This window comes from Bythopirellula polymerisocia, assembly GCF_007860015.1.
Classification (GTDB): Bacteria; Planctomycetota; Planctomycetia; order Pirellulales; family Lacipirellulaceae; genus Bythopirellula; species Bythopirellula polymerisocia.
Genome location: NZ_SJPS01000002.1, coordinates 498,855 through 524,317, shown reverse-complemented (window position 1 = coordinate 524,317; position 25,463 = coordinate 498,855). Strand labels below are relative to the sequence as shown.

Below are 25,463 nucleotides of genomic sequence, written 5' to 3'. Positions count from 1 at the left end.
GACAAACCATGTTTTTTCTCATTTCCCCTCGGAGCTTGAAACAGCTACTTCTTATAATCTCTATTTCCATCTCTTCGTTTTCTCAATTGCTATCCGATGGCTCTGCTGAAACAAGAGGCAACCAATCGGCAATTCCAAGCATTGACGAGATGGCGAGTGAGTGGCTCGAAGTGGACGAACTCGCCCACATGCCGTCGCTCCATAACTTTCATGATATGGCGGCCTGCGCCCCTGACCTTATCGGTGTCAATTACAATCCGGATGGCCAGTTGTTTGATTGGCCTACTGGTCCACGCTGGTTTCGTTATCTAACCTTGCCTCTCCTGCAATTAAGGGTCAATGGTAGCGAATGCGAAACAACTGATTGCCGTTGGTATCCTTACCAAGCCGTACGGCGATGCAGCATCGACGGCCTCGATTTCGAGACCACCGTTCGCATGGAATTCGAAGGTTCAGGGCTTTTTTACGAAATACTTGTGACCAATAGTTCGGACAAGGAGCGGTCGGTAGATCTCGCACTGGAAATTCCTGGGGTCAGGCTGGCTGAAACCAAAGACGCACTAGTAGCATACGAGTCCAATGATCCTAAACTCGAGACAGCGCATGCGTTTGGCGACTCTACTCCGGAGTCGGAAGGCACTAAGACGACACTGGAAATGGTTCATGCTTTCGCCGACACGCCAGATAAGATTCGAGAACTTCCAGAAGCCATCGAAGCGAGCTGGAACCGAGTCCTAAAACCGGACGAGTCGACTATGCTGCATCTAGTCATGGCACACGGGCAAAATAACGGGGAATTTCCCTCTCAAGAAGTCGTGAAGCAGGCCTCTGCCTGGGCTGCTGACTTTGAAAAGTCGTGGCAGGCCGTCAAATCTCATTGGGAAGAACGCTGGAACGATGTATTTGCTCCCGGTAATGGTCATTTCTCAGGCAACCTTCCCACTTTGATTACAACCAACGATAAGCTAAGCGACATTTATTATCGAAGTATTCTCACTTTGCTGGTATTGCACCGCACCAACATGGCGATGTGCGACCGTGTCTTTGTCACCAGTGGGGAAAGGGACAAAGGAGTCGTTTTTTTCTGGGACACGTCGATGTGGTCCAAGGTTTTTGCACTGCTTGAGCCGAAAGCCATGAAAGAGCATGTGAAGATCTTTCTCTCCTGCGATCCTCATAAAGGGCCCGTATATGGCATGGACGATGGCCATCAATGGGAGGGCTGGTACGCGGCAAACGATTCGACCATCTTCACCTTTGTGAGTGAGTATCTGAATACGACAGGCGACGTTGCCTTTCTTGACGAAAAGGTCGGCGACAAGACGGTCTTGGAGCACCTCGACTCCTTGGCGACCAACTGGAAGAAGTTGCAGCGAGACAAGAGCGTGATGCTAGCCGACTATGGCGAAAACAGGAATCTACTAGAATGCGCACCCGCTTATGTCCATCGCGTCCCCTCTTTCAACGCGGCAAATGTGTGGATGATGCGTACTACGGCTGACTTCTACGAGCAACGAGGAAACACGAAACGTGCTGCCGAATTGCGCAATTGGGCAGACCAATTTGCCCAAGCTGTACTTGATCTGTATAAATCGGGGGACGGTGTCTGGTATGCATTGCATCGCAATGGTGATCGCGTTGAGCTTAGGCATTGCTACGACTTTGTATGTATTGGTCGGTTTATGCCCGATGATCTCACTCCTCAGATGAAAGAAGAAATGGTCGAATTCGTAGAACGGGAACTTGTGACAGATCACTGGATGAGAGCAATGTCGCCTTTAGACAAAGCGGCTGCCGAGTCGGATCGACCCGATCATGGTCCAATGGGTGCCTACGATGCCTGGCCCGCGCTGACTGCAGAAACTATGTGCATTCTAGGTGCTTGGGGTCCCGCTTTCAATTTCCTGTGCGACACTCAGGACGTACTGTATGAAGGCGTATACGGCCAATCGCGCGAGTTCTACGGTGAGCATCGCGCTGATCACGACGCACCTGTTCGAATTGCCATGCGAGGGGCCTGCATGCGTGAAAGTGTTGGCGGAGGCGCCTTTGCCGAGATGATTATTGGCACCCTTTTCGGTTTCCGCCCTCAAGCAGACCAAGAACTGTCACTTTTTGAAGCCGACACCGATCGTGGATTCGAAGGAAAGCTCTTGAATGTTTCATTCGACGGCAAATTGCTCGATATCTCCAGCGATAGTGATGGCGTGAGCTATCGCTTTCAGGATGAATAACATGGTGAACGATGCCTACCCAGGACTCTCCGGAAAAACCGCCATTGTAACAGGTGGCGCGAAGGGAATCGGTGCTGCGTGTGTTCAATTCCTTGCCGAGCAAGGAGCCAATGTCGCTTGCTTAGATCTCGACAAAGAGGCTGGCAACTCTTTGGCTGCCACGATCGGACCGAATGTCATGTCCTATGGACTGGACGTGAGCAAATCTTCCCTGGTTCATGAGACGGTCAAGAAGGTTGCCGAGGATCTTGGTTCGCCAACGTTGCTTGTGAACAATGCGGGCATCAGCCACTACGGAACGGTGACAGAAACAACCGATCAGCAGTGGGATCGCATTCTGGATGTCAACCTAAAATCGTATTTTTTATGTGCTCGTGAAGTAATACCTTACATGCTCTCAGCAGGCAAAGGTGCCATTGTCAACGTCGCAAGCGTTCAAAGTTTCATGAGTCAGCAGCGGGTCGCAGCGTATTGTGCGAGCAAGGCGGGCATCATCGGCCTGTCCAGGGCGATCGCCGTCGACCATGCTCCTACGATTCGATGCAACGCCATTTGTCCTGGCACGGTCGATACTCCCATGTTGGCCGACGCCATTGCTGATGTCTCCGACAAGGAAGCGATCTTGCAGGAATGTCGCGACATGTACCTCATGAAACGAATCGCGGAACCATTGGAAGTTGCGCAGTTGGTGGCCTATCTCCTCAGCAATTTATCCTCTTTTATCACTGGACAGGCAATTCGAATCGATGGCGGAATTGGCTTGGAAATCGGAGCAAGCGTTCGTGACTGAGTGGATATCTTGAACTAAGAGGAGTTCGCGCTATGCAAATTGCTGGAGTTGCTAAGCATCTTAATAAAACGAACTTAAAGCTACTCAAGCAGCTTGGTGTCGAAGATTTCGTCTACTATAGCATGCAAGGCATGCCCAGTACGCTTGACGAACTTTCGGCGACAAAAGACCTGATTGAGAACTGCGGTCTCCGCCTTGCTGTGATTGAGGGAGGGCCGCCAATAGACCAAATCGTACTTGGTAAGGAAGGTCGAGACCGACAAATCCACCAATACATCCAATCGATTCAACACATGGGACAATTAGGGATCCGAGTCTTATGCTATAACTTCATGCCCCAAGTAACCAGCGCTGCAATGGTTGTGCGTACATCAATGGCATTCGAAGAACGCGGCGGTGCATTAACGAGCCAATATCGCAAGATTGATCTGCGCGAGGAAGATATTGCTCACAATGAGCAGCCCACTACTGACGAGCAAATGTGGGACAATATTGAATACTTTTTAAAACGCGTCGTACCAGTTGCCGAGCAAGAAGAGGTTTTGCTGGCGATGCATCCAGATGACCCACCCCTTTCACCTCTTTGTAGTTTAGCCCGCGTCATGAGGTCCGTGGAACACTTTGATCGACTGCTCAGTATTGTCGATTCGCCTGTCAATGGCTTAACGCTTTGCCAAGGTTGCTTTGCCGAAATGGGAGCCGACTTGCCAAACACCATTCGCCATTTTAAAGAGCGCATTCATTTTGTGCATTTCCGCGACATTCAGGGAACGCCCACTGATTTCTACGAGACCTTTCCCGATAATGGATCGAACGACATGTTGGACGTTATTAGCACGTATCGTGACATCGACTATCGGGGGTTCATCCGTGTGGATCATGTGCCACTTCTCGCTACGGAATCAGGCTCCTACGACGGCTATGGTATGTACGGTCATACCTTTGCCATTGGCTACTTAAAAGGCTTGATGGAAGCAGTGTTTGGAAAACCAGCTTCATAGTGCCGTATGAACATGGCGTAACAAGAATCAATTCGGGACTGCTCTTATGAATCGACTCGCTGGAAAGAAAGTATTCATCACGGCTGCAGGGCAAGGTATTGGCAAGGCAGCTGCTTTAGCATTGTGCCGTGAAGGAGCTTCCGTTGTTGCAACAGACCTTAGCACGGAATTACTCGATACTCTGAAGAATCAAGAACCCTGCTTGGAGCTTTTCCAGCTTGACGTAAGAGATAAGAAGGCAATTGGAAAGCTCGCGGGTGAAGTGGGAACTATCGACATCCTGTTGAATTGTGCAGGATACGTTCATGACGGAACCGTCTTGGAATGTGACGACACCGATTGGAGCAACACATTTGACATCAACGTCACGTCCATGTTTCTCACAATCAAGAGTTTTCTTCCAGCCATGCTGGCTGCCGGAAAAGGAAACATCATAAATATATCCAGTGTCGCATCCAGCATTAAAGGCTTTCCTAATCGATTCGCTTACGGAGCGAGTAAAGCAGCTGTAATCGGACTCACCAAATCAATTGCAGTCGATTTTGTGAAGCAAGGGATTCGTTGCAATGCGATTTGTCCCGGCACAATTCATAGCCCGTCGCTGGAAGAAAGAATTGCCGCTCAAGGCGATTTTGAGAGTGCGTTCGCCTCTTTCGTCGATCGGCAACCAATGGGACGGCTTGGCAAGCCCGAAGAGGTCGCTGAACTCGCAGTGTACCTCGCTTCAGATGAGTCTGCGTTCACAACCGGTACTGTGAGTATTATCGATGGGGGCTGTTGTATCTAGTGAGGGAGAGGTCGAGGCTTTGTGGAACTTCAAGGATTCGCGAGGAGCCTGCCTTTCTTCGTTCATGCCGTGCCTTTAATTCTACCAATGGTTGGATAATGCAAGGGGCAACCAGCTACTTCAACATTTGCACACGCTAAATGCCAGCGAGAAAGGCTAGCCACTACCATCGTCTTCAATTGCTCACCGACAAAGGTCACATTGGTTGGCGAAGAGATTGTAGTGCTTTCCCAATCTTCTGCGAACACGGTTAGTTCACCGTTGGACGAGTGGCGATAGATAATGTCGGGAGTGTAGCAAGCAATATAAAGACTCCCCTCGGCATCAAATGCCAACCCGTCTGGTATGATACCGGGCATCTCAACAACCAATTCCGGTGTCGCTAACTTGCCGTCAGGCAAGATCTTTGCTTTCGCGACACTCGGCACGTTGGATAAAGCGACATACATTTCACTTGCATCGGGACTAATTGCCAAGCCATTGGGAAACTCTGCAAATTCGTAACTGGCGATTTCCGTTGGCCCTCCCGGTCGAATTCGATAGATACACCCATCCTTCTTATGCCAATTTCCAGAATCGGCAACGAACAAATTGCCTTGCGAGTCGAAGACGGGGTAATTCGGGGTCACCATTTTGCGATCGGTAGTCCCATTGGAGTAAACCTCTACCTCACCAGTGGGACTTATTCGAAAAACGGCTTTGTGCTTGATATCGCAAGCAAAAACATTAGATTCCGCATCAAGGCAGAGCCCCAGTAGGAAACCACCCGTTGTTGCAATCGTATCCACGGTCCCGTCTGAATGAACTTTATAAACTTGGCCTGCTTCACCACCTGCATAAACCAGCCCATTGGGACCACGCGAGACACCTTCAGGATGGTCAAGACCGTCAGCAAAAGTTCGAAATGACGACAGAGGAATCTCTGACATTGTGGTGTCCTATGGCAGCTATGGTGTCATCATTCAGTTAGGCCTCTAAAAAAGAAACCAGATTTGATCATAGCATTAGCTGCAAGTTGTATCACAATCATTTGTCTCATTGTAGCAGCGCATAGCTGCCTGAGTTGTTCCCGTCAGCCGTCTCCCTTGCAGGACCATGCGATTCATCACCGATTCCAAGGCCAACGGTCCAAATGCAACAGCCGAAGTACGATCGTACAGTTCTCTCAGGGGACGCAGAGCGGATTTTAGGGCACTTATTTCGTTCGTTGGCTGACCGTTCTTCCTGTAGAATCCTTGGGCGAAGACCCAGTATCTGGCAATGAGTTTCGACACCGTTAGGCTGGATGAGCCCGAGACAAATGGGTTTCGATTGCAAGCTAGCCATTCGCTAATCAGTCGATCATATTCGATTCCGCTAGCTTTGCTACCATGAGGGCCAAGATAATTATCGCGGCCGTTTAGGGTCACAACGGCCTGTCCGCTCGCTTGATGCTTGCGATATTTCGGCACAGAATTAGTTAGTCGAGGCATAGTGCAGTCTCCTATGGTTAGAATCCCAAAACGGTAATTACCGTTTTGTAGTTCCGAAACAACAGGCTGCACTGCCTACCGACGGCAGGTAATTCGATCTAGAATTCAGCGGTTCTTCTAATAGTCGGGGCGACATGATTCGAACATGCGGCCTCCTGCTCCCAAAGCAGGCGCTCTAGCCAGGCTGAGCTACGCCCCGTTTTCCGACAGCCATGGGCTGAGCGGAGATCACAGATCATACCGACTGGCGAACAAGTCGGCAATCGATACTGTTCATATGTATATTATCCTGCCTCGCGGTAGGGCACTTCCGAACCCGACAAAAGTTCTCGAAGGCGGTCAAATTCCTCGTGGCTGGCGAAATGGATCGTGATTTTCCCCTTCCCTTTGGCAGACTGCTTGAGGTCCACTTTGGTTCCCAGGGCGAGGCGCAGTTGCTCTTCGAGCTGGGTAAGATGACTCGTTCCCGATGGTGTCGCGACCTGCTTGCCAGGTTTTTCTCCCGAAAATATGGTCAATTGTTCCCCATCAGCATTTTCGATATGTTCCTGGACCAGCCTTTCGGTTGCCCGGACGGAAAGCGATTCCTGGCTGATTTTTTTGGCAAAGGCGATCTGCTCTACGTCGTCACCCAGAGGCAACAAGGACCGCCCGTGGCCCTGGCTGATTTCACCGGCCAAAATCATGCCCTTCACCTCTTCGGGCAGTTCTAAGAGCCGGATTAAGTTGGCGACGGTCGAACGGTCAATATTCACTCGACTGGCCAGTTCTTCCTGGGTGCATCCATACTCTTGAATATAGCGTTGAAAAGACGCGGCTTTTTCCAGAGCATTGAGATCCTTGCGTTGGATGTTCTCGACGATGGCCAACTCGGCCAACTCCCGATCCTCCACCTCACGGATCAGCACAGGAACCTGCTGCCAATTAGCCAGATTCGCGGCCCGGTGGCGACGCTCACCGGCGATGATCTGGTAGCGTCCTTCAAACGGCCGGACGACGATGGGCTGCAAGAAACCATGAGTACGAATACTGTCGCAAAGATCGGCAATCTCGGCTTCATCGAATTGCTGACGCGGCTGATAAGGGTTGGCATCGATTAGTCCCAAATCGATCCATTGCTGGCCTTCACCAGATATGGTTGCTTGATGTCCGTTTGAAATCGACAGCCCTCCTTCGGAGGAAGGCTCCTGATTTGTGGGAGCGTTGTCGGGAGAGAATCCCAGCAATGCTTCCAGGCCACGTCCTAATCGGCGATCTTTATTCACGGTCCATTACCTCCAGGCAAAGTTCTACAAAAGCACGTGCTCCCCGCGAACGGGGAGAATATTCCACCACTGAGCACCCGTGACTCGGAGCCTCCGAGACGGCCACATCGCGTGGAATGACAGTTTGAAAGACAACTTCTCCAAAAAACTCCCTCACCTCTCGGTCCACCTCGGCGGTCAGTTCGAGGCTGGCGTCGTACATTGTGAGCAAAATCCCACCAAAGGATAATCGGCTATTGGGCCGCTGCATCACTTGTCGGATTACATCGATCATCTGGGTGAGGCCCTCCATCGCAAAAAACTCGCATTGGATCGGCATCAAGACTTCGCTAGCACTCGCCAGGGCAGTTCGCGTCAGTTGCCCCAATGACGGGGGGCAGTCGATCAACACGGTGTCGAATGAACCAAGACTGCCGGCAAGGTGAGTCGCTAGCATGCTCGACTGACTATCCGTTGAGTGGGCCAAGGCGTCGACATCTTGGAAGCTGCGAGCCCCAGGTAGTAGCGAGAGGTTGGCCTGGGCGGTGGTGACAAACGACTCTCGTAGTGGGCGTGTATCGATCAAGGCATGGCGCGCCGAAGGCTTATGGCCCAATCCACTCGTGGCATTGCACTGGGGATCCAGGTCAACGAGTAAGGTCCGCTGACCGGCAACAGCAAGCAGCGTGGCCAGATTGAGGGCCGTGGTTGTCTTGCCCACTCCCCCTTTCTGATTGGCAATACAAATGACTCGGCCCATAATGGAGTGCGGATTTCGGAATGCGGAATTCGGAGTGGGAGACGGCGGACTACAGAAAGGGTTATCGGCCAGAGGTGGTCACGGATGTCGTTTCACGTGAAACAATCATCCTGGTCAGCCCGTTCCACGTGAAACACCCATTTTGCCACGATAGCCTGCGCGGGAGACTCACTGCCATCGTTTCACGTGAAACGCGGTCGGAACTCTGTCGGGGATCTTTCCGTCCATTCTGGAAACGAGAATTCAGATCGTAAAAACTCGATTTTCGCGTACTCGGGAATTACGAAACCTACGGCATGCCGAAGTCCGAATTCCGCTTTCATTCGAGAGGGTTGAAGAGCAACCCGCTGAGCAGCTTTGGATAGAAGTAGGTGCTCTTGGCTGGCATCCGTTCGTTGGCGTTGGAGATCGCCCGAATATGATCGACCGTCGCGGGCATCACCATCGCGGCGAGTTCAAAGCGGCCGCCGGTACCTTGTTGACCAGTGTGGTCGCGGCCAGCCGAGTCGCCCTGCTGGAGGCCCTCGACGACTTCTTCAATGGCACGGACATATTTTGGTGCGGGAAGATTTGGCTTGTCCAGTAGATGGTCCATCACTAGTCGGTGCAAGAGACTCACGCCGAGACCTTGCCAGTCGGAACAGTGGTCACTGGAAATCTCAGCCATCTTTTGTTGGCCCTCGGCGGTCAGTCGAGCAACGGTCCACGTTTGGTCTTCGGCTGTGTAGAACGCCATCGTCCCCTGGTCACCCTCCATCTCGATCTCTTCCCACAGGCCGGGGGCAGTTTCGGGACCAGTGGAGGACACATCACAATTGAAGCATTCCCCAAGTTGTTTCTGAAGATCCTGGGAGGTCATCGCATGCAGACCACGAAAGAGCCGATGCGTCGGCAACACGATCATGCCGGGATCGCTCATCGATACGCACATCATTAGCACAAAATTGGCTGGGTGCTCGGGGTCCAATTGCTCTCCCTTGGCAGCAAGTTCGGCGGCCAACTCGTCACGGTAGTTGCAAGCCGTCTCGTATCGGTGGTGACCATCGGCGATGTAGATCGGCAACCCTCCCATAGCAGCAATAACATCCGTAATAGTGGCGATGTCGTTCACAGGCCAGATACGATGGAGTACGCCCAGATGGTCAGTAGCCTCAAGCGGTGCCACACCTCGTATGGCTTCTTCCAAGATTTCTTGAGCAATGTTTGACTCATCAGGATAGAGCCCAAAGATCTGGCTGCAGTTGGCTTTACACGCCTTCCATAATTTCAACCTGTCAGCCTTTGCCCCGCCGTGCGTTTCCTCATGCGGATAGATATTCCCCTTGCCAAATCTTTCTAGTCGAGTACGACACATGAACCCTCGGCGGGTCAATTCCTGTTCCCCTTCAGTGAAGACCTGGTGATAGACATAGATTGCCGGTTCACCTTCAGCGAACAACACCCCTTCGCGGAGCCAGTTACGCATTGTGCGGGCAGCACGGGTGTAGCGGTTGTTGGTGTCGTCGTCCCCGTCCTGGTCCTGGCCAAGAACAATCCGCACACAATTGGCGGGGTGCTTGTCCAATAGTTCCTGTTGCAATTGGGAATCGATCACGTCATAAGGGGGAGCGATCACATTGCTGAGCGAGCCAACTTGGCCAAGGTCGTATCGGATACCATGAAAGGCAGATATGTCGGGCATGGATGGGGCTTGGGGCTGGAGGCTTGGGGCTGGTCTCAGTCCAAGAGTGTACGGCAAGTCGGCGAATAAAAAAACCGCCGTCTAGGGCATTTGGCTTGTGATAAAGAGCAACGCCCAGGGATTGCAATCCCTGGGCGTTGAAAGGTATCTATCTCTATTCAGCGGGGCCTAGTACCGGTAATACTCCGGCTTGTAGGGACCGTCGATTGGCACACCGATATAGTCCGACTGCTTTTGCGTCAGTTTGGTGAGTTTCACACCGAGTTTCGCCAAGTGGAGTCGGGCGACTTCCTCGTCGAGCTTCTTAGGCAAGACATGGACTCCGAGCGGGTACTTGTCTGATTCCTGCCAAAGGGCCAACTGGGCTAGTACCTGGTTTGTGAAAGAGTTGCTCATCACGAACGAGGGGTGCCCCGTGGCACAGCCCAAGTTGACTAAACGACCCTCAGCCAAAATCAGGATTGAGTTGCCAGTCTTGTTGAGCGTGTACTTGTCGACGGCGCCCACTTCGGCAGGCTTGATGCGATCAACTGTAGCCCGGCCGGCCTTGACCTCGCCGTTCAGCCAAGCCATGTCGATCTCCAGATCGAAGTGGCCGATGTTGCAGACGATGGCGTCGTTTTTCATGCGGCTCATGTGCTCGCCGGTAATGATGTCGCGACAGCCGGTCGTGGTGACAAAAATGTCTCCCTGCTCAACGGCATCTTCCATCGTGGTGATCTCGTACCCTTCCATGGCGGCTTGCAAGGCGAGGATGGGATCGATCTCGGTGAGGATCACGCGAGCACCAAGGCCTGCCATGGATTGAGCACAACCTTTGCCAACGTCGCCGTAGCCAGCGATCACGACAACCTTGCCAGCGATCATCACGTCGGTCGCGCGCTTGATGCCGTCGGCCAGCGACTCACGGCAGCCATAGAGATTGTCGAACTTGCTCTTGGTGACTGAGTCGTTCACGTTGATAGCCGGCACCTTGAGTTCACCTCTCTCATGCATCTGGTAGAGGCGATGGACTCCCGTGGTTGTTTCTTCCGAGAGGCCACGGATATCGCCCAACAGTTCGGGATACTTGTTGTGGACCATGGCTGTGAGGTCGCCACCGTCGTCGAGGATCAGGTTCAACGGCTTGCCTGAGGGGAAGAAGATTGACTGTTCGATGCACCAATCAAATTCTTCCTCGCTCATTCCCTTCCAGGCGTAGACAGCAATCCCTGCCTCGGCAATCGCACACGCAGCGTGATCCTGGGTCGAGAAAATATTGCAACTGCTCCAGGTGACTTCTGCGCCGAGCTCAACTAGTGTCTCGATCAGTACAGCAGTCTGAATGGTCATGTGCAAACAGCCAGCAACGCGGGCACCTTTGAGCGGCTTCGAGGCTCCATGTTTTTCGCGTAAGGCCATCAGGCCGGGCATCTCGTTCTCGGCCAATTGGATTTCCTTGCGGCCCCAGCTAGCGAGGCGCTCGAATTCGGCGGGAGAACATTTGAGTACTTTGTAAGGAAGCCTGGTTTCAACTTGCGCCACGATAGGGAAACTCCTGAGGAAGGTCTGAGGGATGGGCGATGATTTGCTTTGAACTATGAGCCAAACCGCCCGATTGTGTGGAATTTAACGGTAGTAACGAGTTTACCCAAAAAGAGTGGCAACTGACAAGCGGATGCGGATTGCAGCTATTATGGCCGGTTTTTCGACCAAGTCGGGGTTTCGAAGGTGCGCGGTGACTGGGTCTCTGCACGATATTATTTTGGAAGACTTAGCTCGCTGCTTAGATATGGCGGCGTCGACGCGCTCCGCCTCGTGAGACTCGGCAGTCGCGTCGCGGCTAACCTAGTGCCTGGCGCGCTTCGGTGACGAAGCTTTTAATCAACGCTGGGTCTTTGATGCCGGGGGCGGATTCGACTCCGCTGGCAACATCCACGCCATCAGGGCGGGATTGAAGAATTGACTCGGCCACATTCTCTGGGGTGAGCCCCCCGGCCAGTATCACCGGAAGGGACGAAAAGAGGTCAGAACTATTTATTTTGTCGCGGGCGAGAAATAGTTCTGACACCTTTTGGCCGGTGCCGCCGTATTCGCCAGGGACGGCGGAATCGATCAGGATTGCGTTCGGCAATTTTCCCGCAGACTCGCATGCTGCTAGGTCAGCTATGACGGGGGCCATTCCTTCAGGGCCAACGCGGTAGACGCGGAGAACTTTCAGCTTCTCTCCAATTTGGATCAAGAATTCGGGAGGTTCGTTGCCGTGGAGTTGGACCCAGTCGAGCCCCAAAGTTTCGGCAATGCTGTTCACTTCGCTAGCGGGACTATTCACGAAGACTCCGACACAGGCAACAGAATCGCCCACGGCAGCAACGATTTGTTGCGCCGTCGCGGGAGTTACGTAACGTTTGCTCTCTGGGTAGAAATTCAGCCCAATCGCATCGGCCCCAGCGTCGACAGTGTCGAGTGCGTCCGAGATACGTGTTATGCCACAAATCTTGATACGTAACATGGATTGGTCAGCACGAAGGTGAGTCTCAGCCAAACATTGAGGATTATGCATTGTGCGTGTCAAAATAGTGAGGTCAAGCTGTCTTGTTCCGAGACGCCTTAGTGGAGGATGCTCGCACTGATTGCCGATGCTAGACCTTGAGTACCCTTGTACCGTTCGACAAGAGATGTTGCTCGAAAACGCATATTGGCCAGTATTTCCAGGATCCCACACCATGGAAGAGAGTTCCTCAATTAGCACAACACGGCGTGCCTTCATCGCAGCGCCCGATCCTGACCGCTATTTTCCAGGAAAGACCGTGGAGGAGGCGCGACGCAGGATTTCTCGTGCGATTGAACGTGGAGAGGGCCCTGCGCTACTCATTGGTGGCACGGGAATGGGAAAGACGATGTTGCTGGAAGTTCTAGCCAGACAGTTCTACGGCAAACTCAGCACAGTTCTCTTGCCAGGGGCACAACTTTGCACTCGGCGCGCGTTGCAGCAGTCGATCTTGTTTCAACTGGGCTTACAGTATCGCGAGGTCGAAGAAGGGGAACTGCGGCTCTCGCTGCTGAGCCATTTGCGACCGCGCGATGGGCAGCCACAACGCTTGTTGCTCTTAGTTGACGAGGCCGATTCCCTCCCGACGAGACTTTTAGAAGAATTGCGGGCTTTGACAAACATCACGGCGAACGGGCAGGTACTAGTAAGTCTCGTACTCGCGGGTAAACCCGCACTCGAAGAGCGGTTTTCGGAACCAGAACTCGATGCCTTCAGCCAGCGGATATCCCAGCGTTGCTATTTGGCTGCCTTCGGACGCGAAGAGACGTTTCAGTACTTGCTGGCTCAGGTGTCAGCTGCAGCGATCGAAGGGAATTTCTTTGCCCAGGATGGACTCGAAGCCATTTTTACGGCAACCGATGGAGTGCCGAGGCTCGTCAATCAACTGGGGGATCAATTGGTCTGGCTGTCCGATGAAACAGGTTACGCACCGATTGATGGGCCGATTGTCCAGCAGGCTTGGTCGGAGATCCAGCAACTCCCAGCACCCTGGAATATGCAGAATGCCGAACCCGTTGGTACGTCGGTGGAGTATGGCGAGCTTTCCATGGATGACGAACTTCTTTTGGATGAATCAGACGAGGAGGTACCGTCGCTTATTCCGATGTTGGGTCGAGATTCTGGCGGTGCCTTCGGAGGAGAAGATGCTTTCTTTGAGCCTCTGCCTAATGCCGACAATTTAGTAGACGAATTCTCAGGATTGGAAATTGCCGAGCAAGAAAAAAGCAATTTGTTCGATACAGTCGCAATTGCCAGGAATCCCTTTCAAGAGGAATTCGCTTCTGAAGAAGTGGTCATAGATCAGTATATTGACTTCGAAGCGAACGTACTAACGTCGGCACCGCGAGTGATCAATCGCCTTGATACGGCGTTTGCCCAACAACTTAAGATGTGTGAACAGGCAGCCACTGCCGACCTTCCGGTCAAAGAACCGGAGACGATTGCTTCCACTAGCAAGAAAGAAGCGGACATAGCAATTGTTGAAGAAGACTTAGAAGAAATCTTCGAACTTGAAGAATCACTTCCCATGCCTAATTCTCAGACTGCAAAGTCTGCCCCGGCATTAAATCGGGAACTCTTGGTGATTGAAGACGAAGTTGTCGCCGGGCCCACGGTAGTCTCCAGCAAGTGTTTTCGCCAATTATTTAGCAGCTTGGAAACCGCAAACACTTCGCAGCGTTTCGCCTGAAGTTGGAGGCGATAGTCTTTCTTGCTGAGTGGACGCTTATATGGCGGCAACCCAAAAAGACTTTCGGCTCCTACTTGTGGGGCTGGCGACTTACAATGAAATGGAGAACCTGCCCGCGCTGGTGGCGAGAATCCATGTCGAGCTTCCCATGGCGAATGTGCTGGTTGTGGACGATAATTCGCCCGACGGCACAGGTCGATGGTGCCGTGATTTCGCCGCTAAGAATTCCTGGTTTTCTTGTATGGTGCGAGAAGGGAAGCTGGGCTTGGGGTCAGCACTGGCCCTCTTGATGCAGACTGCCATCGAGCAAGGGGCGACTCATCTGCTGACCATGGATGCCGATTGGAGCCACCCGCCGGAACAACTCCCGGCGATGGTTGCAGCCGCGGAGCATGCCGATGTAGTCATTGGGTCACGCTATTGCGAAGGGGGAGCGATAGAGGGCTGGCCCGCGCGTCGTCGGTTAATGAGCCGCGTCGTTAACAAAGCATCGCGAATCATTCTCGGTATTCCCATCGGCGACTTCAGCGGTAATTATCGTGTATATAGTTGTCGGCTTCTGGCCGAAGTTTCTTGGGACGAGTTGCGCTCGGACGGTTATGCCTTCATTGAAGAGGTGCTGTGGCATCTCAAGGCGGCTGGGGCCACGTTTGCTGAAGTGCCAATTACGTTTGTGGATCGCATGGCCGGCGAATCCAAGATCTCCTGGCGCGAGATGGTGGGGGCTGGCAGGATGCTCGGATCGCTCGCCTGGCGGAGAATACGCAGCGAGTAGTCTTCTGGCGACTTTCAAAAGGCTTAGACATCCAATTTGTCTTGGCCAACGGCGTTGGGTGTTCAGATCGTGACGATTCTCCCAGATATGAGCTTGGGAGAGAAAAATCTGCCATTCGGCAAGAGATTTCCTCAAGTTTCCCGACCTATGCTTGGTGAGCAGAAGCTCATCTTAAGTTCTTATCGGAGAGGGAAAAGAAATGTCGCATAAGCGGATTGGAATTCTGACCAGCGGAGGGGATTGCCCCGGACTGAACGCCGTCATTCGAGGCGTCGTCAAAGCATCGAGCCAACTCGGTTACGATTGTGTGGGATTCCTCAAAGGTTACGAAGGGCTTTACGATCCCGTCCGATACATAACCCTTACCCACAAAAACACATCGGGAATTCTCAATCAGGGGGGCACGATCCTCGGTTCCACCAACAAGGGGCGTTTTGCGGCTACTGTCGGTGTGGCTGACCGCGTCGAAATCGACCCCGAACTATTGGCAGGTGTGAAGCACACCATTGATCAACTCAATATCGCCGGCCTTGTTTGCATCGGGGGAGATGGTTCGCTGGCAGTCGCCCAACAGTTCCATGAATACGGAATCCCTGTCGTGGGAGTTCCTAAAACCATCGACAACGATCTCTCGGCGACGGCGTTTACGTTTGGTTTTGATAGTGCCGTCGAATGTGCCACGAATGCACTGGACCGACTACACACCACGGCAGCCAGTCACGAGCGGATCATGGTGATCGAGTTGATGGGGCGGCATGCCGGTTGGATCGCTTTGCACGCGGGAATTGCCGGTGGCGGCGATGTGATCTTGCTGCCTGAGATAGGTTGGACCTACGAAAATGTCTGCCACAAAATCCTCGACCGAGAGAGCCATGGCAAGCGATTTTCACTGGTCGTAGTTGCCGAGGGGGCAGAGCTCCCAGACGGAGGCTTGGTCGGAGAAGAGCAGTCAGGCGCACAAGCCAAACTGGGTGGCATCGGACAGATCGTTGCGGCGGAAATCGAACGACGTCTCCACCGCGAGGTGCGCGTCTCAGTACTTGGCCATCTGCAGCGAGGTGGAGCTCCGACAACTTTCGATCGAGTTCTCGCGACTCAGTACGGTGCCCACGCGGTACGCTTGATCGTGCAAGGGAGACTTGGCGAGATGGTATGTTATCACCCGCCGGAGATCGAAAGCGTACCGATCATCAAAGCCGTGAACAAGCTACGGACAGTCGAACACCATGGATCCGCCGTACAAGCTGCCCGGGCGCTGGGTATCAGCTTCGGCGATTGCCCCGCCGACGAAAGCCCGTTCGCCTGGAACGATATATCCGATGTGGCTACCAGCGACGACATAGAGATCGACGCCGAGTTCACGCTCGACATCGCCGAAGCGGCCGCGGAAGAAGCGCTAGCGGAGTGAGGTTCTGAAAGGACTTGTACGACGCTGTTTCAAGCAAGCATTTCACCAAAACCAAGCTTATGGTTAGAATAGGGACGTACGACTATCTCCTAGACACCATAAGTTTCAAATGTTGCGACCATCATGGATACCGTTCATCTAACTGGCAGTTCGCTTGATTCTACAGACGTTGTTGCAAAAGTAATTGCTGACGCTCAGCCAACACTTGTGAAGATTGATTCCGGCGAAAGCGTCGTCGTGATGCCACTCGACGAATTCCATTCATGGCAAGAGACTGCCTATCTGCTTAGCAATCCAGCAAACGCGATGCATCTTCGCAAGTCAATTGATCAAGTACGAACCAAGACCTATAACGAACGTGAGCTTGACGAAGCATGAGGATCGTCTTCACGGAAAGTGCTTTGGACGACGATCTGGTTACAATTGAACGATCGCAAGTTGCTCAAACGCATCAACTTGCTCATCAAAGACTCCCTGCGAGAACCTTTTGGAGGAATTGGCAAACCTGAGCGATTGAAGGCTGATCTCACGGGATATTGGTCGCGACGAATCAACGACGAGCATCGCTTGGTGTATACGGTCGCTGAGAATAGTCTGATTGTCGTGGCATGTCGGTATCATTATGAGCAGTGATTTTCCTGATGCTCTCTTTGCATTTCTGTAGAATCAGAGCAAAGCACAACTGGAAATATTTGCCCAGTCCTGTAAGATCAGGGGTTCGATAAACGGTCCCTTTTCACGATTTAGGCAGGAGTCTTTTCTCATGACGAGCCAAACGGGCAGACAGATTGATACAGTCATGCAGGAATCGCGGTTGTTTCCGCCGCGGCCCAGTTTTTCGGACAAAGCGCGGATCAAGTCGCTTGCGGAGTATGAGGCTCTGTGGAACAAGGCTGCAGCAGATCCGGCGAATTTTTGGGGAGAATTGGCACGCGAAGAGTTGCATTGGTTTGAGCCTTTTACCGAAGCACTCAACTGGAAGGAACCGTTCGCTGAGTGGTTTGTTGGAGGTAAGACGAATGCGAGCTACAATTGCCTCGATGCTCAGGTCGCGGCGGGGCAGGGGGACCGAGTCGCCATTCTCTGGGAGGGAGAGCCGGGGGATAGCCGCCAGCTCACGTATGCGGAACTGCATCGAGAGGTCTCTAAGTTTGCCAACTGCCTGAAATCACTCGGCGTCGGCGAGGGAGATGTGGTTTCAATCTATATGCCGATGGTGCCAGAGCTGGCGATCGCCATGTTGGCCTGCGCACGGATCGGGGCAATCCATTCAGTGATTTTTGCCGGCTTTTCCGCTGAGGCGATTGCCGACCGCAATAATGATGCCCAGGCAAAAGTGCAAATTACTGCCGATGCTGCTTGGCGTCGCGGGAAGGCGCTACCACTGAAGCAAACTGTCGACGAAGCGCTAGCGAAGTCGCCTTCAGTTGAACATTGCATCGTGCTCAACCGCGTCAACGAAGCAGTCGAGATGAAGTCCGGTCGAGATCATTGGTGGCGTGATCTCATGGCGAAGGCATCTGACGACTGTCCTGCTACGCCGCTCGATAGCGAAGCACCGCTGTTTATACTTTACACAAGCGGTTCGACAGGAAAACCAAAGGGGATTAAACATACGACTGCCGGGTACAATCTGTTTGCTAAGAAAACTTTTCAATGGGTATTCGATCATCGCGAGGACGACGTTTTTTGGTGTACTGCCGACTGCGGATGGGTAACTGGCCATAGCTACGTGGTTTATGGCCCACTTTCAGCGGGTGCGACGTGCCTGATGTATGAAGGTGCGCCGAACTTTCCGGACGAAGGCCGTTTTTGGGAGATTGTTGAGAAGTACAAAGTCTCGATTTTCTACACGGCCCCGACAGCCATCCGGGCATTTATTAAATGGGGGGACGAGCACGTCGAGAAGCACGATCTCTCGAGCCTGCGGCTGTTGGGTACCGTTGGGGAAGGGATCAACCCCGAGGCTTGGATGTGGTACCACAAGAAGATCGGCGGCGAACGCTGTCCGATTGTTGATACCTGGTGGCAGACCGAGACGGGGGGGATCATGATGAGCCCGCTGCCGGGTGCGATTCCTACTAAACCGGGGAGTTGCACGAAGCCGTTGCCGGGAATCATTCCTGAGATTGTAGACGAGTCGGGTAAGTTGGTGGGTGCCAACCAAGGAGGTTGGCTCACGATCGCACACCCCTGGCCTGGGATGCTCCGTGGAATCTGGGGCGACGATGACCGGTACAAGGAAGTTTATTGGAGCAAGGTGCAGGGAAAATATCTCGCGGGGGACAATGCCCGTTGCGATGACGATGGCTACTACTGGATCATGGGTCGCATCGACGACGTGTTGAATGTTTCAGGGCATCGCTTGAGCACGATTGAAATTGAAAGCGCGCTCGTTTCACACCCCAACGTAGCGGAGGCCGCGGCGGTCGGGCGACCAGATGATCTTAAAGGTGAGGCGGTCGCCGTATTCGTGACTTTGAAAAATGTTGAGCCTAGCGACGAACTTCGCAGCGCCCTCAAGCAGCATGTCCGCAAGGAAATCGGAGCCCTCGCTCAGCCGGACGACATTCGTTTTACCAATAGTCTTCCTAAAACACGCAGCGGAAAGATCATGCGCCGGCTCTTGAAAGACATCGCAGCGGGGAAGGAAACGGTCGGTGATACGACAACGCTGGAGGATTACACCGTGCTGGCGAGTCTGCGTGAGGAAGAATAACGCTGCTCACCGCGCTTTGAGTACTACTGGCTGACACCAAGCTTGTTTTGGACCATCTTGAATTGATGAGTTCGCAGATTTTGCCGACGAAGTAACGCGAGCCCGCACATAGAGTTCGTCCCCTTGAAACTTGTAACTCGCTTGCGGTCCGCGCACGGTGGACAAGGTTTCTCCGATGGCATCGCTATAGCGATGTGTGGTGCGAACTTCTTCGCCGTTCTCGTTGACAACGGGCTCGCTCGACCAATTGTATCCCTTGCGTGTGCCGATGAACTCGATTGTGTACTCTTCGCCTTCAACTGGTTCGACTTCCACCGAGAACTCCTGTGGCGTGACGGCAATGCGTCGTAAAGTTACTCCGCTGGAGGCATAGAACTGCCCTGACTCCAATGCTTCGATGAGCGATTCGATGGACAGGTCTTTTGCTAAGACCATCACCCACCCCCGGCCGGGATTGCTTTTTGTCTCGCCAAAATTGTGATGGTCGTGCGAATCATCCGTCGCCAGACCATACAGCACAGGCAATTGGAACTCTCCCAGACGGCCAGTCAAAAGGATGTCCCAGATTCGGTCGCAACTAGCGTGCAAGGAATCACCCTGGTCATTGACCCCAGGGTGGCCATTGTAAACCTCGAAGAACTGTTCGCCGCGAATGAGCATCATGTCTTCGGCGGTGAGACCATAGCCAAAGTTGGGATGATTGACATGAACCACCATGGGTTCGCCGGTCTTTTCGCGTTGGCTCAGTACAGCGCGGATATTGTTTTGAATCGTTTCGGCAACACTGCCCCCACGCATCGGGGGAATTAACTCCTGAATATTGCTGGCATTGAGATGGATTGGCGCATCTTCAAATTTGTCGCTGATCTCTTCGCCTTGAACTAAGAGATACTTGCCGGGAATATCGAGGCGGCTGGCTACTTCCTGAAAGGTGTTCAAGCGTGCCTCTTGCTTGCCCTCTGCGTTGGTCCGTTCCTGAGCTTGTTTAGGGAACTGGGATTTGAATTTCTCAAAGGCAGCTACACCACCTTTGCTGGATTCCACATCGATCCATCGCTCTGTGTTGGAAAGCACATTATGGTCGGTGAATACCAGGAACTGGTAGCCATTATCCCGGTACCAGAGGGCGATATTGTCCAGATAGTCGTCGCCGTCACTCCAATGGGAATGCGTGTGCATGTTGCCACGATACCACTGTCGCCCATCGTTCGCTTGTAGGTCAAAGGTATCAGTTCCCAAAGCATTTTTATTGAAATGACAACTCAAGTATACCGTGAGAGCAACTATTCCGAGGGTACGAATGAATTTAGTCATAGTAAAAACTCCCTCTTGTGTTTCGAGTAGATCTAGCCAAGCTTCCCCAGCGCCGATTCGACTGCTTGAAATTGTCCCTGGACCTCAATTAGCTTTTCCCGCTGTTGCTCAACTACGGCGGCGGGGGCGTTTTTCACAAAGTTCTCGTTGCCAAGGTTTCCCTCTATGGATTGGACGAACTTGGCGAGTTGGTCGCGTTCCTTTTCAAGTCGAGTTCGCTCGGCGGCGACATCGAAGAACTCGCTGATGTCGACATGCACTTCCATTCCTTCGAGTGGTTTGCTAGCCACGCGCTCGGGGGGCGTCACCTTGGGCCCCCAGTCAGTTGCCGTTGCACCTGCCATCGAAGCGAAGTAAGGCTCCATGGGTTGGAGTAGTGCGATCGCTTCTTCATCACACCTCACAGAGAATTTGATCGGAGTGCGGGGAGGGATGTTTTTCTCTTGTCGAATATTTCGCACAGCACCCATCACAGTTTGGAACTGGGCGAATTGTGCCTCAATCGCTTTGTCGATACAAGTTTCTTTCACTGTTGGCCACTGGGCAACACAAACACTCTCTCCCGCCGTTTGCGGGTCAGTGAGCCCGCGCTCCGGTGCAACCTCACCCAACAGATGCCACACCTCCTCGGTCAAGAAAGGTACCATCGGGTGCAAGAGTCTGAGCAACGTATCCAGGGCATACGCCATCACCCGCTGCGCAGTCGCTCGTTGCTCTGCTACAGCAAAACGTGCCTTGGACATCTCGACATAGAAACTGCAAAACTCATCCCAGGCAAAGCCGTAAAGTGCCCGTGCTGCGTCGGCAAAGTGATACGACTCCAGTGCAGCCGTCACTTCGCCTGTTACTGTCGCCAACCGCGACAACAGCCAGCGATCCTCGAGCAGCAAATCGTCCGCCACAAGATTGCCATTGGCGGAAGTTTTGTAATCCGCGAGATTCATCAGCGCAAATCGCGAGGCATTCCATAACTTGTTGCAGAAGTTGCGGCCCAGTTCAAACCGTTCGCTCACCGCCGCCCCGCGGGGTAACGCTTGATCTTCTGCCGATCCGTGCGACTGAGCCCATTGGGTGCCAAACGGTTTGCCGCATTTGTCGCACTCGACCCGGGGCAGGGTGCGATTCTTCTTCGTCTGAGGGATGAGTGCCTGGCAATGGGGACATTCAAACTCCACGGGTAGCCGCACGTCCTGTGTTTCGGTGGTGAGATACGCCAGCCCAAACCGCAGCGAGTCGGCCCCAAATTTGTCGATCACGTCGAGCGGATCGACGCCGTTCCCTTTCGACTTCGACATCGTTTCGCCGTAGCCATCGAGGATCTTCGGATGAATAAACACCTCGGGGAACGGGACTTCATCCATGTTGTACAGCCCCGCCAGCACCATCCGCGCGACCCAGAGCGTGATAATATCCCGCGAGGTGATGAGTACGCTGGTGGGATAGAATGTCTTGAGCTCGGGAGTTTCATTCGGCCAACCAAGCGTCGAGTGCGGCCAGAGTGCAGAAGAGAACCAAGTGTCGAGGACTTCCTCTTCGCGGACGAATTTCCCAAATCGAGTAATTTGTTTTGCCGCATCGGATGCAGCCTTAAACCCAGGCACAAATGTAAGAATCGGGCTTGAGGCATCATGGACTCTTCCGGGCTTGACTGCATCTAAGCCGCCCTGGAAATATTTGTTGAGTGCATTAATTGCGTCATCGACTTTAGGATTTTTGATACATAGGCGCATGTACACATCATCAAATTCGATTCTGAAATCTTCCTCCGAAAACCCTGCAGCTACCAGATAAAGACGTAATTGATCTCGCGCTTCTACAAACATTTCCTCCGGGATATTGCAAGCTTCAAGTTCCGATTTTGGCTCAACCAAATTGTGCCACACCGGTATTCGATGTCCCCACCATAATTGACGCCCCACAGGCCAATCACGCTTTTCACTGAGCCAGTCGAGATAAGTCTTCGTGTATCGTTCAGGAAAAATCTTGACTCGCTCATCGGTGACGGCATCCATTGCCGACTGCGCCAACTCGTCCATCTTCACAAACCACTGATCGGCGAGGTACGGTTCAATGGGCGTCTTGCTCCGGTCGCTGTGGGCGAGGTCGATTTCGCGATCTTCGATCTCAACAAGCAACCCCGCAGTCTCCATATCCTCCACGACCGCCGCACGGGCCTTTTTCATCGTTAGGCCGCGATATTTTTCGGGCACGCTGTCATTGAGTGTGCCGTCGCGGTTAAGGATGTTGATCGCGCCGATCTCAAGATTCCGCTGCCAGACCTGATAGTCGTTTTCATCGTGCGCGGGGGTAATCTTTACACAGCCGGAGCCGAGTTCGGGCTTGGCCCATTCGTCGCAGATGAGCGGGATCGTGCGGCCAGTCAGGGGCAACTCAAGCTTAACACCCCGTAAAGCCATGCCGCGGAGTATCTCAAGCTGCGGAAGCATTTTGGCGCGGCGTTCCAACAGCAGAGTGGCTTCCTCATCGAGTTCACCTTTTTCCTTGGCGCTGGCAGCGATGATTTTCTCGCGGAGTTCGGTGCTGAGCTTGTCAAACGCCGCCGCGGGGTCGGGGTGAACAGCGACCGCCGTGTCGCCGAGCATCGTTTCGGGGCGTGTGGTGGCGATCGTGACATGTGTCGGCTCGCCCGGCTTAGGGTCGACCACAGGATAATTGAAATGCCAGAAATGACCCTTGGTGACTTCGTGGAAGACCTCGTCGTCGCTGACGGCAGTTTGTAGATAGGTGTCCCAGTTCACGAGCCGCTTGCCACGGTAGATTTTGTTGTCGGCAAAGAGTTTGAAAAACGTCTCGCGCACAGCCCGGGCACATTGATCGTCCAGCGTGAAACGGGTCCGCTCCCAGTCGCAGCTACAGCCGAGTTGCTTAAGCTGGCCAAGGATCCGCTTCTCGTATTGGGCCTTCCACTCCCAGATACGGTCCACCAAGCCTTCACGTCCCAGATCGTGTCGCGACTTGCCTTCTTCTTCCAACAGCCGCCGCTCGACGACAGCCTGCGTGGCGATCCCCGCGTGGTCGGTCCCCGGCATCCAGAGCACATTAAAACCCTGCATCCGCTTCATGCGGCAGAGGATGTCTTGCAGTGTGTTATTGAGCGCATGCCCCAGATGCAGTGCCCCCGTCACATTCGGCGGCGGAATCACAATCGAAAACGGCGGCTTTTTACTGTTGGCGTCCGCATGAAAAAAGCCTTGCTGTTCCCAAAATGTGTACCATTTTTCCTGGGCGGCTTGGTGGTCGTAGTGAGAGGGAAGCTCTGTGGGCGGCGAATCTGACATCGTGTCGTTGGTCATGATATAAAGTCACTGGAAAATCACGAAAATGTTGAAGATGCAGTGAGTATAAAGCATGAGTGGCTTCGTGTCTCGATGCCCTCGGTGACAGAAATTACGTATCCTCTTTGCATAATTTGTATTCGATACTATCTACTAAGGCCTGCCAACTCGCCTCAATCACATTCTCGTGAACTCCGACCGTGCCCCAGGTATCAGATTCGTCGCGGCTCTCGATGACGACCCGCACGCTGGCCGCTGTGGCGGCGTCGGAATTGATGACGCGGACTTTGTAGTCAACCAGATGCATCTTGTTCAAGGTGGGGAACAATCCGTTGAGTGCTTTTCGTAGGGCTGCGTCCAACGCGTTCACGGGGCCATCTCCTTCGGCGACTTCGTGGCGGAGTTGGTCGTTGACGATCAATTTGATGGTCGCCTCGGTGACAGGTTCTCCGCCACGGCTGACGACGCTGGTGTGGTACTGCACCAGCTCAAAATGCGGAGTGTGTGTGCCTGCCAGTTTACGGACCAGCAATTCAAAGGAGGCCTCAGCCGCCTCGAACTGGTAGCCGCGATTCTCCAAGTCCACCACTTGCTGCAGCACGCGGTCCATCAGGTCCTTGTCATCCTGCATATTCATCTTGGTTGCCAGGGCGATGATATTGGAGCGGCCTGAGAGTTCGCTTACCAAAACACGGCGTTCGTTACCAACCTGTGCTGGATCGATGTGCTCGTAACTTGAAGCGACTTTGTTGACGGCATGGACGTGCATGCCTCCTTTGTGGGCGAATGCACTGGGACCGACAAAGGGTTGGTTCACGCGGAAATGCATGTTGGCGATTTCGTACACGTAGCGGGAAAGCTCCGCCAGATGTGCGACCCCACGATCGTGCAAGACCTGATAACCTTGCTTCTTGAGGGCCAAATTGGCAACTACCGAGATCAAGTCAGCATTGCCACAGCGTTCCCCCAAGCCATTGATGGTGCCTTGCACTTGCGAAGCCCCGGCGTCGATTGCGGCGAGAGAATTGGCGATTGCCAGATCGCAATCATTATGGGTGTGGATGCCGAGAGGCTTGTCGATTTTACTCGACGCTTCACGAGTGATAGTTGCGACTTCCTCGGGCATTGTGCCGCCGTTGGTGTCGCACATGACGATGATCGACGCCCCCGCCTCGGAAGCGGCTTGGATCGTTTTTGCCGCATAATCGGAGTTTGCCTTCCAGCCGTCGAAAAAGTGTTCGGCATCGTAGATGACCTCGCGTCCCTCGCCGCACAAGTAGGCGACAGTGTCGCGGATCATTGAGAGATTTTCTTCCAGCGAGACACTGAGTACTTCGTTGACGTGGAAATCGGAAGTCTTGCCAACAATCGTAATTACAGGAGCCTGTGAATCGAGAAGTGCCTTCATTCCAATATCGTCGGCAGGTTTTACACCGCGGCGACGAGTCATGCCGAAAGCACAAACGCGGGCATGCTTGAATGGTCTTGCAGCGATCCGCTGAAAGAATTCGGCATCCTTGGGATTGGAGAGAGGATAGCCTCCTTCAACGTAATCGAAGCCTAACTCATCGAGTCGATGAGCGATGAGCACCTTGTCCTCGAGAGAGAAGTTTACCCCCTCGCCCTGGGCACCGTCGCGCAGTGTCGTGTCGTAGATCTGGATTTGTGGCATATGTCTTGTAGGGTTAGTGAGCCTTAAAATGACCCGTCATTCCCGCCTGCGCTGGAAAGACGGAACCGGATATTCTAACGAATTTCCTAG

General features: G+C 53.2%; 20 protein-coding genes and 1 tRNA gene. 10 read left to right on the top strand and 11 right to left on the bottom strand.

Annotated features, from left to right (window positions below; translation table 11 throughout):
• The first annotated feature begins 8 nt into the window (after positions 1–8).
• From Pla144_RS08245 to Pla144_RS08230, 4 genes are read left to right on the top strand one after another with little or no spacing between them, the layout of a single operon-like run.
• Positions 9–2,234 (top strand): hypothetical protein, encoded by a 2,226-nt coding sequence (locus Pla144_RS08245; RefSeq protein ID WP_146449913.1) that lies wholly within the window; start codon positions 9–11, stop codon positions 2,232–2,234.
• 1 nt (position 2,235) lies between these two features.
• On the top strand, positions 2,236–3,024 hold the full coding sequence (locus tag Pla144_RS08240) for an SDR family NAD(P)-dependent oxidoreductase (RefSeq protein WP_197530497.1): 789 nt from the start codon (positions 2,236–2,238) through the stop codon (positions 3,022–3,024).
• Between the two features lie 32 nt (positions 3,025–3,056).
• Positions 3,057–4,025: a mannonate dehydratase gene (locus Pla144_RS08235; protein WP_146449908.1), complete on the top strand. Its 969-nt coding sequence runs from the start codon at positions 3,057–3,059 to the stop codon at positions 4,023–4,025.
• Positions 4,026–4,071: 46 nt separating this feature from the next.
• On the top strand, positions 4,072–4,812 hold the full coding sequence (locus Pla144_RS08230) for an SDR family oxidoreductase (protein ID WP_146449906.1): 741 nt from the start codon (positions 4,072–4,074) through the stop codon (positions 4,810–4,812).
• A 62-nt stretch (positions 4,813–4,874) separates the two neighbouring features.
• Here Pla144_RS08230 and Pla144_RS08225 read toward each other — a convergent pair whose 3' ends face one another.
• From Pla144_RS08225 to Pla144_RS08190, 8 genes are all read right to left on the bottom strand, one after another.
• Positions 4,875–5,741 carry an SMP-30/gluconolactonase/LRE family protein gene (locus tag Pla144_RS08225; protein ID WP_146449903.1) on the bottom strand — a complete coding sequence of 289 codons (867 nt, stop codon included), beginning with the start codon at positions 5,739–5,741 and terminating at the stop codon, positions 4,875–4,877.
• A gap of 75 nt (positions 5,742–5,816) precedes the next feature.
• Positions 5,817–6,284 (bottom strand): hypothetical protein, encoded by a 468-nt coding sequence (locus Pla144_RS08220; RefSeq protein WP_146449901.1) that lies wholly within the window; start codon positions 6,282–6,284, stop codon positions 5,817–5,819.
• 124 nt (positions 6,285–6,408) lie between these two features.
• A tRNA-Pro gene (locus Pla144_RS08215) sits at positions 6,409–6,483 on the bottom strand.
• A gap of 85 nt (positions 6,484–6,568) precedes the next feature.
• Positions 6,569–7,549 (bottom strand): ParB/RepB/Spo0J family partition protein, encoded by a 981-nt coding sequence (locus Pla144_RS08210; protein WP_146449899.1) that lies wholly within the window; start codon positions 7,547–7,549, stop codon positions 6,569–6,571.
• A complete protein-coding gene (locus Pla144_RS08205) occupies positions 7,542–8,288 on the bottom strand; it encodes a ParA family protein (protein ID WP_146449897.1) in 747 nt (248 codons plus the stop codon). Before Pla144_RS08205 ends, Pla144_RS08210 begins: the two co-directional genes overlap by 8 nt.
• Before the next feature lie 319 nt (positions 8,289–8,607).
• The gene (locus tag Pla144_RS08200; RefSeq protein WP_146449895.1) at positions 8,608–9,969 is read right to left on the bottom strand and encodes a DUF1015 domain-containing protein; all 1,362 of its coding nucleotides are present in this window, start codon (positions 9,967–9,969) and stop codon (positions 8,608–8,610) included.
• A 168-nt stretch (positions 9,970–10,137) separates the two neighbouring features.
• The gene (gene ahcY / locus Pla144_RS08195; protein WP_146449893.1) at positions 10,138–11,493 is read right to left on the bottom strand and encodes an adenosylhomocysteinase; all 1,356 of its coding nucleotides are present in this window, start codon (positions 11,491–11,493) and stop codon (positions 10,138–10,140) included.
• A 298-nt stretch (positions 11,494–11,791) separates the two neighbouring features.
• Positions 11,792–12,511 (bottom strand): phosphoribosylanthranilate isomerase, encoded by a 720-nt coding sequence (locus Pla144_RS08190; protein ID WP_197530496.1) that lies wholly within the window; start codon positions 12,509–12,511, stop codon positions 11,792–11,794.
• A gap of 163 nt (positions 12,512–12,674) precedes the next feature.
• Here Pla144_RS08190 and Pla144_RS08185 point away from each other — a divergent pair, with 163 nt between their 5' ends.
• From Pla144_RS08185 to acs, 6 genes are all read left to right on the top strand, one after another.
• Positions 12,675–14,189: an ExeA family protein gene (locus tag Pla144_RS08185; RefSeq protein WP_197530495.1), complete on the top strand. Its 1,515-nt coding sequence runs from the start codon at positions 12,675–12,677 to the stop codon at positions 14,187–14,189.
• A 40-nt stretch (positions 14,190–14,229) separates the two neighbouring features.
• Positions 14,230–14,964 carry a polyprenol monophosphomannose synthase gene (locus tag Pla144_RS08180; RefSeq protein ID WP_146449889.1) on the top strand — a complete coding sequence of 245 codons (735 nt, stop codon included), beginning with the start codon at positions 14,230–14,232 and terminating at the stop codon, positions 14,962–14,964.
• A 199-nt stretch (positions 14,965–15,163) separates the two neighbouring features.
• Positions 15,164–16,372, top strand: coding sequence for a 6-phosphofructokinase (locus Pla144_RS08175; protein WP_146449887.1), 1,209 nt, complete (start codon positions 15,164–15,166; stop codon positions 16,370–16,372).
• A 123-nt stretch (positions 16,373–16,495) separates the two neighbouring features.
• A complete protein-coding gene (locus Pla144_RS08170; RefSeq protein WP_146449885.1) occupies positions 16,496–16,750 on the top strand; it encodes a type II toxin-antitoxin system Phd/YefM family antitoxin in 255 nt (84 codons plus the stop codon).
• A gap of 45 nt (positions 16,751–16,795) precedes the next feature.
• Complete coding sequence (locus tag Pla144_RS08165) at positions 16,796–17,005, top strand: Txe/YoeB family addiction module toxin (protein WP_315851787.1); 210 nt, start codon at positions 16,796–16,798, stop codon at positions 17,003–17,005.
• A gap of 130 nt (positions 17,006–17,135) precedes the next feature.
• Complete coding sequence (gene acs, locus Pla144_RS08160) at positions 17,136–19,091, top strand: acetate--CoA ligase (RefSeq protein ID WP_146449883.1); 1,956 nt, start codon at positions 17,136–17,138, stop codon at positions 19,089–19,091.
• 6 nt (positions 19,092–19,097) lie between these two features.
• Here the strand turns inward: acs and Pla144_RS08155 are convergent, their stop codons facing one another.
• From Pla144_RS08155 to cimA, 3 genes are all read right to left on the bottom strand, one after another.
• Positions 19,098–20,405, bottom strand: coding sequence for a PHP domain-containing protein (locus Pla144_RS08155; RefSeq protein WP_146449880.1), 1,308 nt, complete (start codon positions 20,403–20,405; stop codon positions 19,098–19,100).
• Between the two features lie 32 nt (positions 20,406–20,437).
• The gene (locus tag Pla144_RS25065; RefSeq protein WP_231936246.1) at positions 20,438–23,719 is read right to left on the bottom strand and encodes a valine--tRNA ligase; all 3,282 of its coding nucleotides are present in this window, start codon (positions 23,717–23,719) and stop codon (positions 20,438–20,440) included.
• Between the two features lie 94 nt (positions 23,720–23,813).
• Positions 23,814–25,373 carry a citramalate synthase gene (cimA, locus tag Pla144_RS08145; protein WP_146449879.1) on the bottom strand — a complete coding sequence of 520 codons (1,560 nt, stop codon included), beginning with the start codon at positions 25,371–25,373 and terminating at the stop codon, positions 23,814–23,816.
• Positions 25,374–25,463 lie beyond the last annotated feature (90 nt).

Bases quoted from the DNA above. Each gene is read 5' to 3' on its own strand.
- Pla144_RS08245 (WP_146449913.1), top strand. From the start codon at position 9: ATGTTTTTTCTCATTTCCCCTCGGAGCTTGAAACAGCTACTTCTTATA.
- Pla144_RS08240 (WP_197530497.1), top strand. From the start codon at position 2,236: ATGGTGAACGATGCCTACCCAGGACTCTCCGGAAAAACCGCCATTGTA.
- Pla144_RS08235 (WP_146449908.1), top strand. From the start codon at position 3,057: ATGCAAATTGCTGGAGTTGCTAAGCATCTTAATAAAACGAACTTAAAG.
- Pla144_RS08230 (WP_146449906.1), top strand. From the start codon at position 4,072: ATGAATCGACTCGCTGGAAAGAAAGTATTCATCACGGCTGCAGGGCAA.
- Pla144_RS08225 (WP_146449903.1), bottom strand. From the start codon at position 5,741: ATGTCAGAGATTCCTCTGTCGTCATTTCGAACTTTTGCTGACGGTCTT.
- Pla144_RS08220 (WP_146449901.1), bottom strand. From the start codon at position 6,284: ATGCCTCGACTAACTAATTCTGTGCCGAAATATCGCAAGCATCAAGCG.
- Pla144_RS08205 (WP_146449897.1), bottom strand. From the start codon at position 8,288: ATGGGCCGAGTCATTTGTATTGCCAATCAGAAAGGGGGAGTGGGCAAG.
- Pla144_RS08200 (WP_146449895.1), bottom strand. From the start codon at position 9,969: ATGCCCGACATATCTGCCTTTCATGGTATCCGATACGACCTTGGCCAA.
- Pla144_RS08190 (WP_197530496.1), bottom strand. From the start codon at position 12,511: ATGCATAATCCTCAATGTTTGGCTGAGACTCACCTTCGTGCTGACCAA.
- Pla144_RS08185 (WP_197530495.1), top strand. From the start codon at position 12,675: ATGGAAGAGAGTTCCTCAATTAGCACAACACGGCGTGCCTTCATCGCA.
- Pla144_RS08180 (WP_146449889.1), top strand. From the start codon at position 14,230: ATGGCGGCAACCCAAAAAGACTTTCGGCTCCTACTTGTGGGGCTGGCG.
- Pla144_RS08175 (WP_146449887.1), top strand. From the start codon at position 15,164: ATGTCGCATAAGCGGATTGGAATTCTGACCAGCGGAGGGGATTGCCCC.
- Pla144_RS08170 (WP_146449885.1), top strand. From the start codon at position 16,496: ATGGATACCGTTCATCTAACTGGCAGTTCGCTTGATTCTACAGACGTT.
- acs (WP_146449883.1), top strand. From the start codon at position 17,136: ATGACGAGCCAAACGGGCAGACAGATTGATACAGTCATGCAGGAATCG.
- Pla144_RS08155 (WP_146449880.1), bottom strand. From the start codon at position 20,405: ATGACTAAATTCATTCGTACCCTCGGAATAGTTGCTCTCACGGTATAC.
- Pla144_RS25065 (WP_231936246.1), bottom strand. From the start codon at position 23,719: ATGACCAACGACACGATGTCAGATTCGCCGCCCACAGAGCTTCCCTCT.
- cimA (WP_146449879.1), bottom strand. From the start codon at position 25,373: ATGCCACAAATCCAGATCTACGACACGACACTGCGCGACGGTGCCCAG.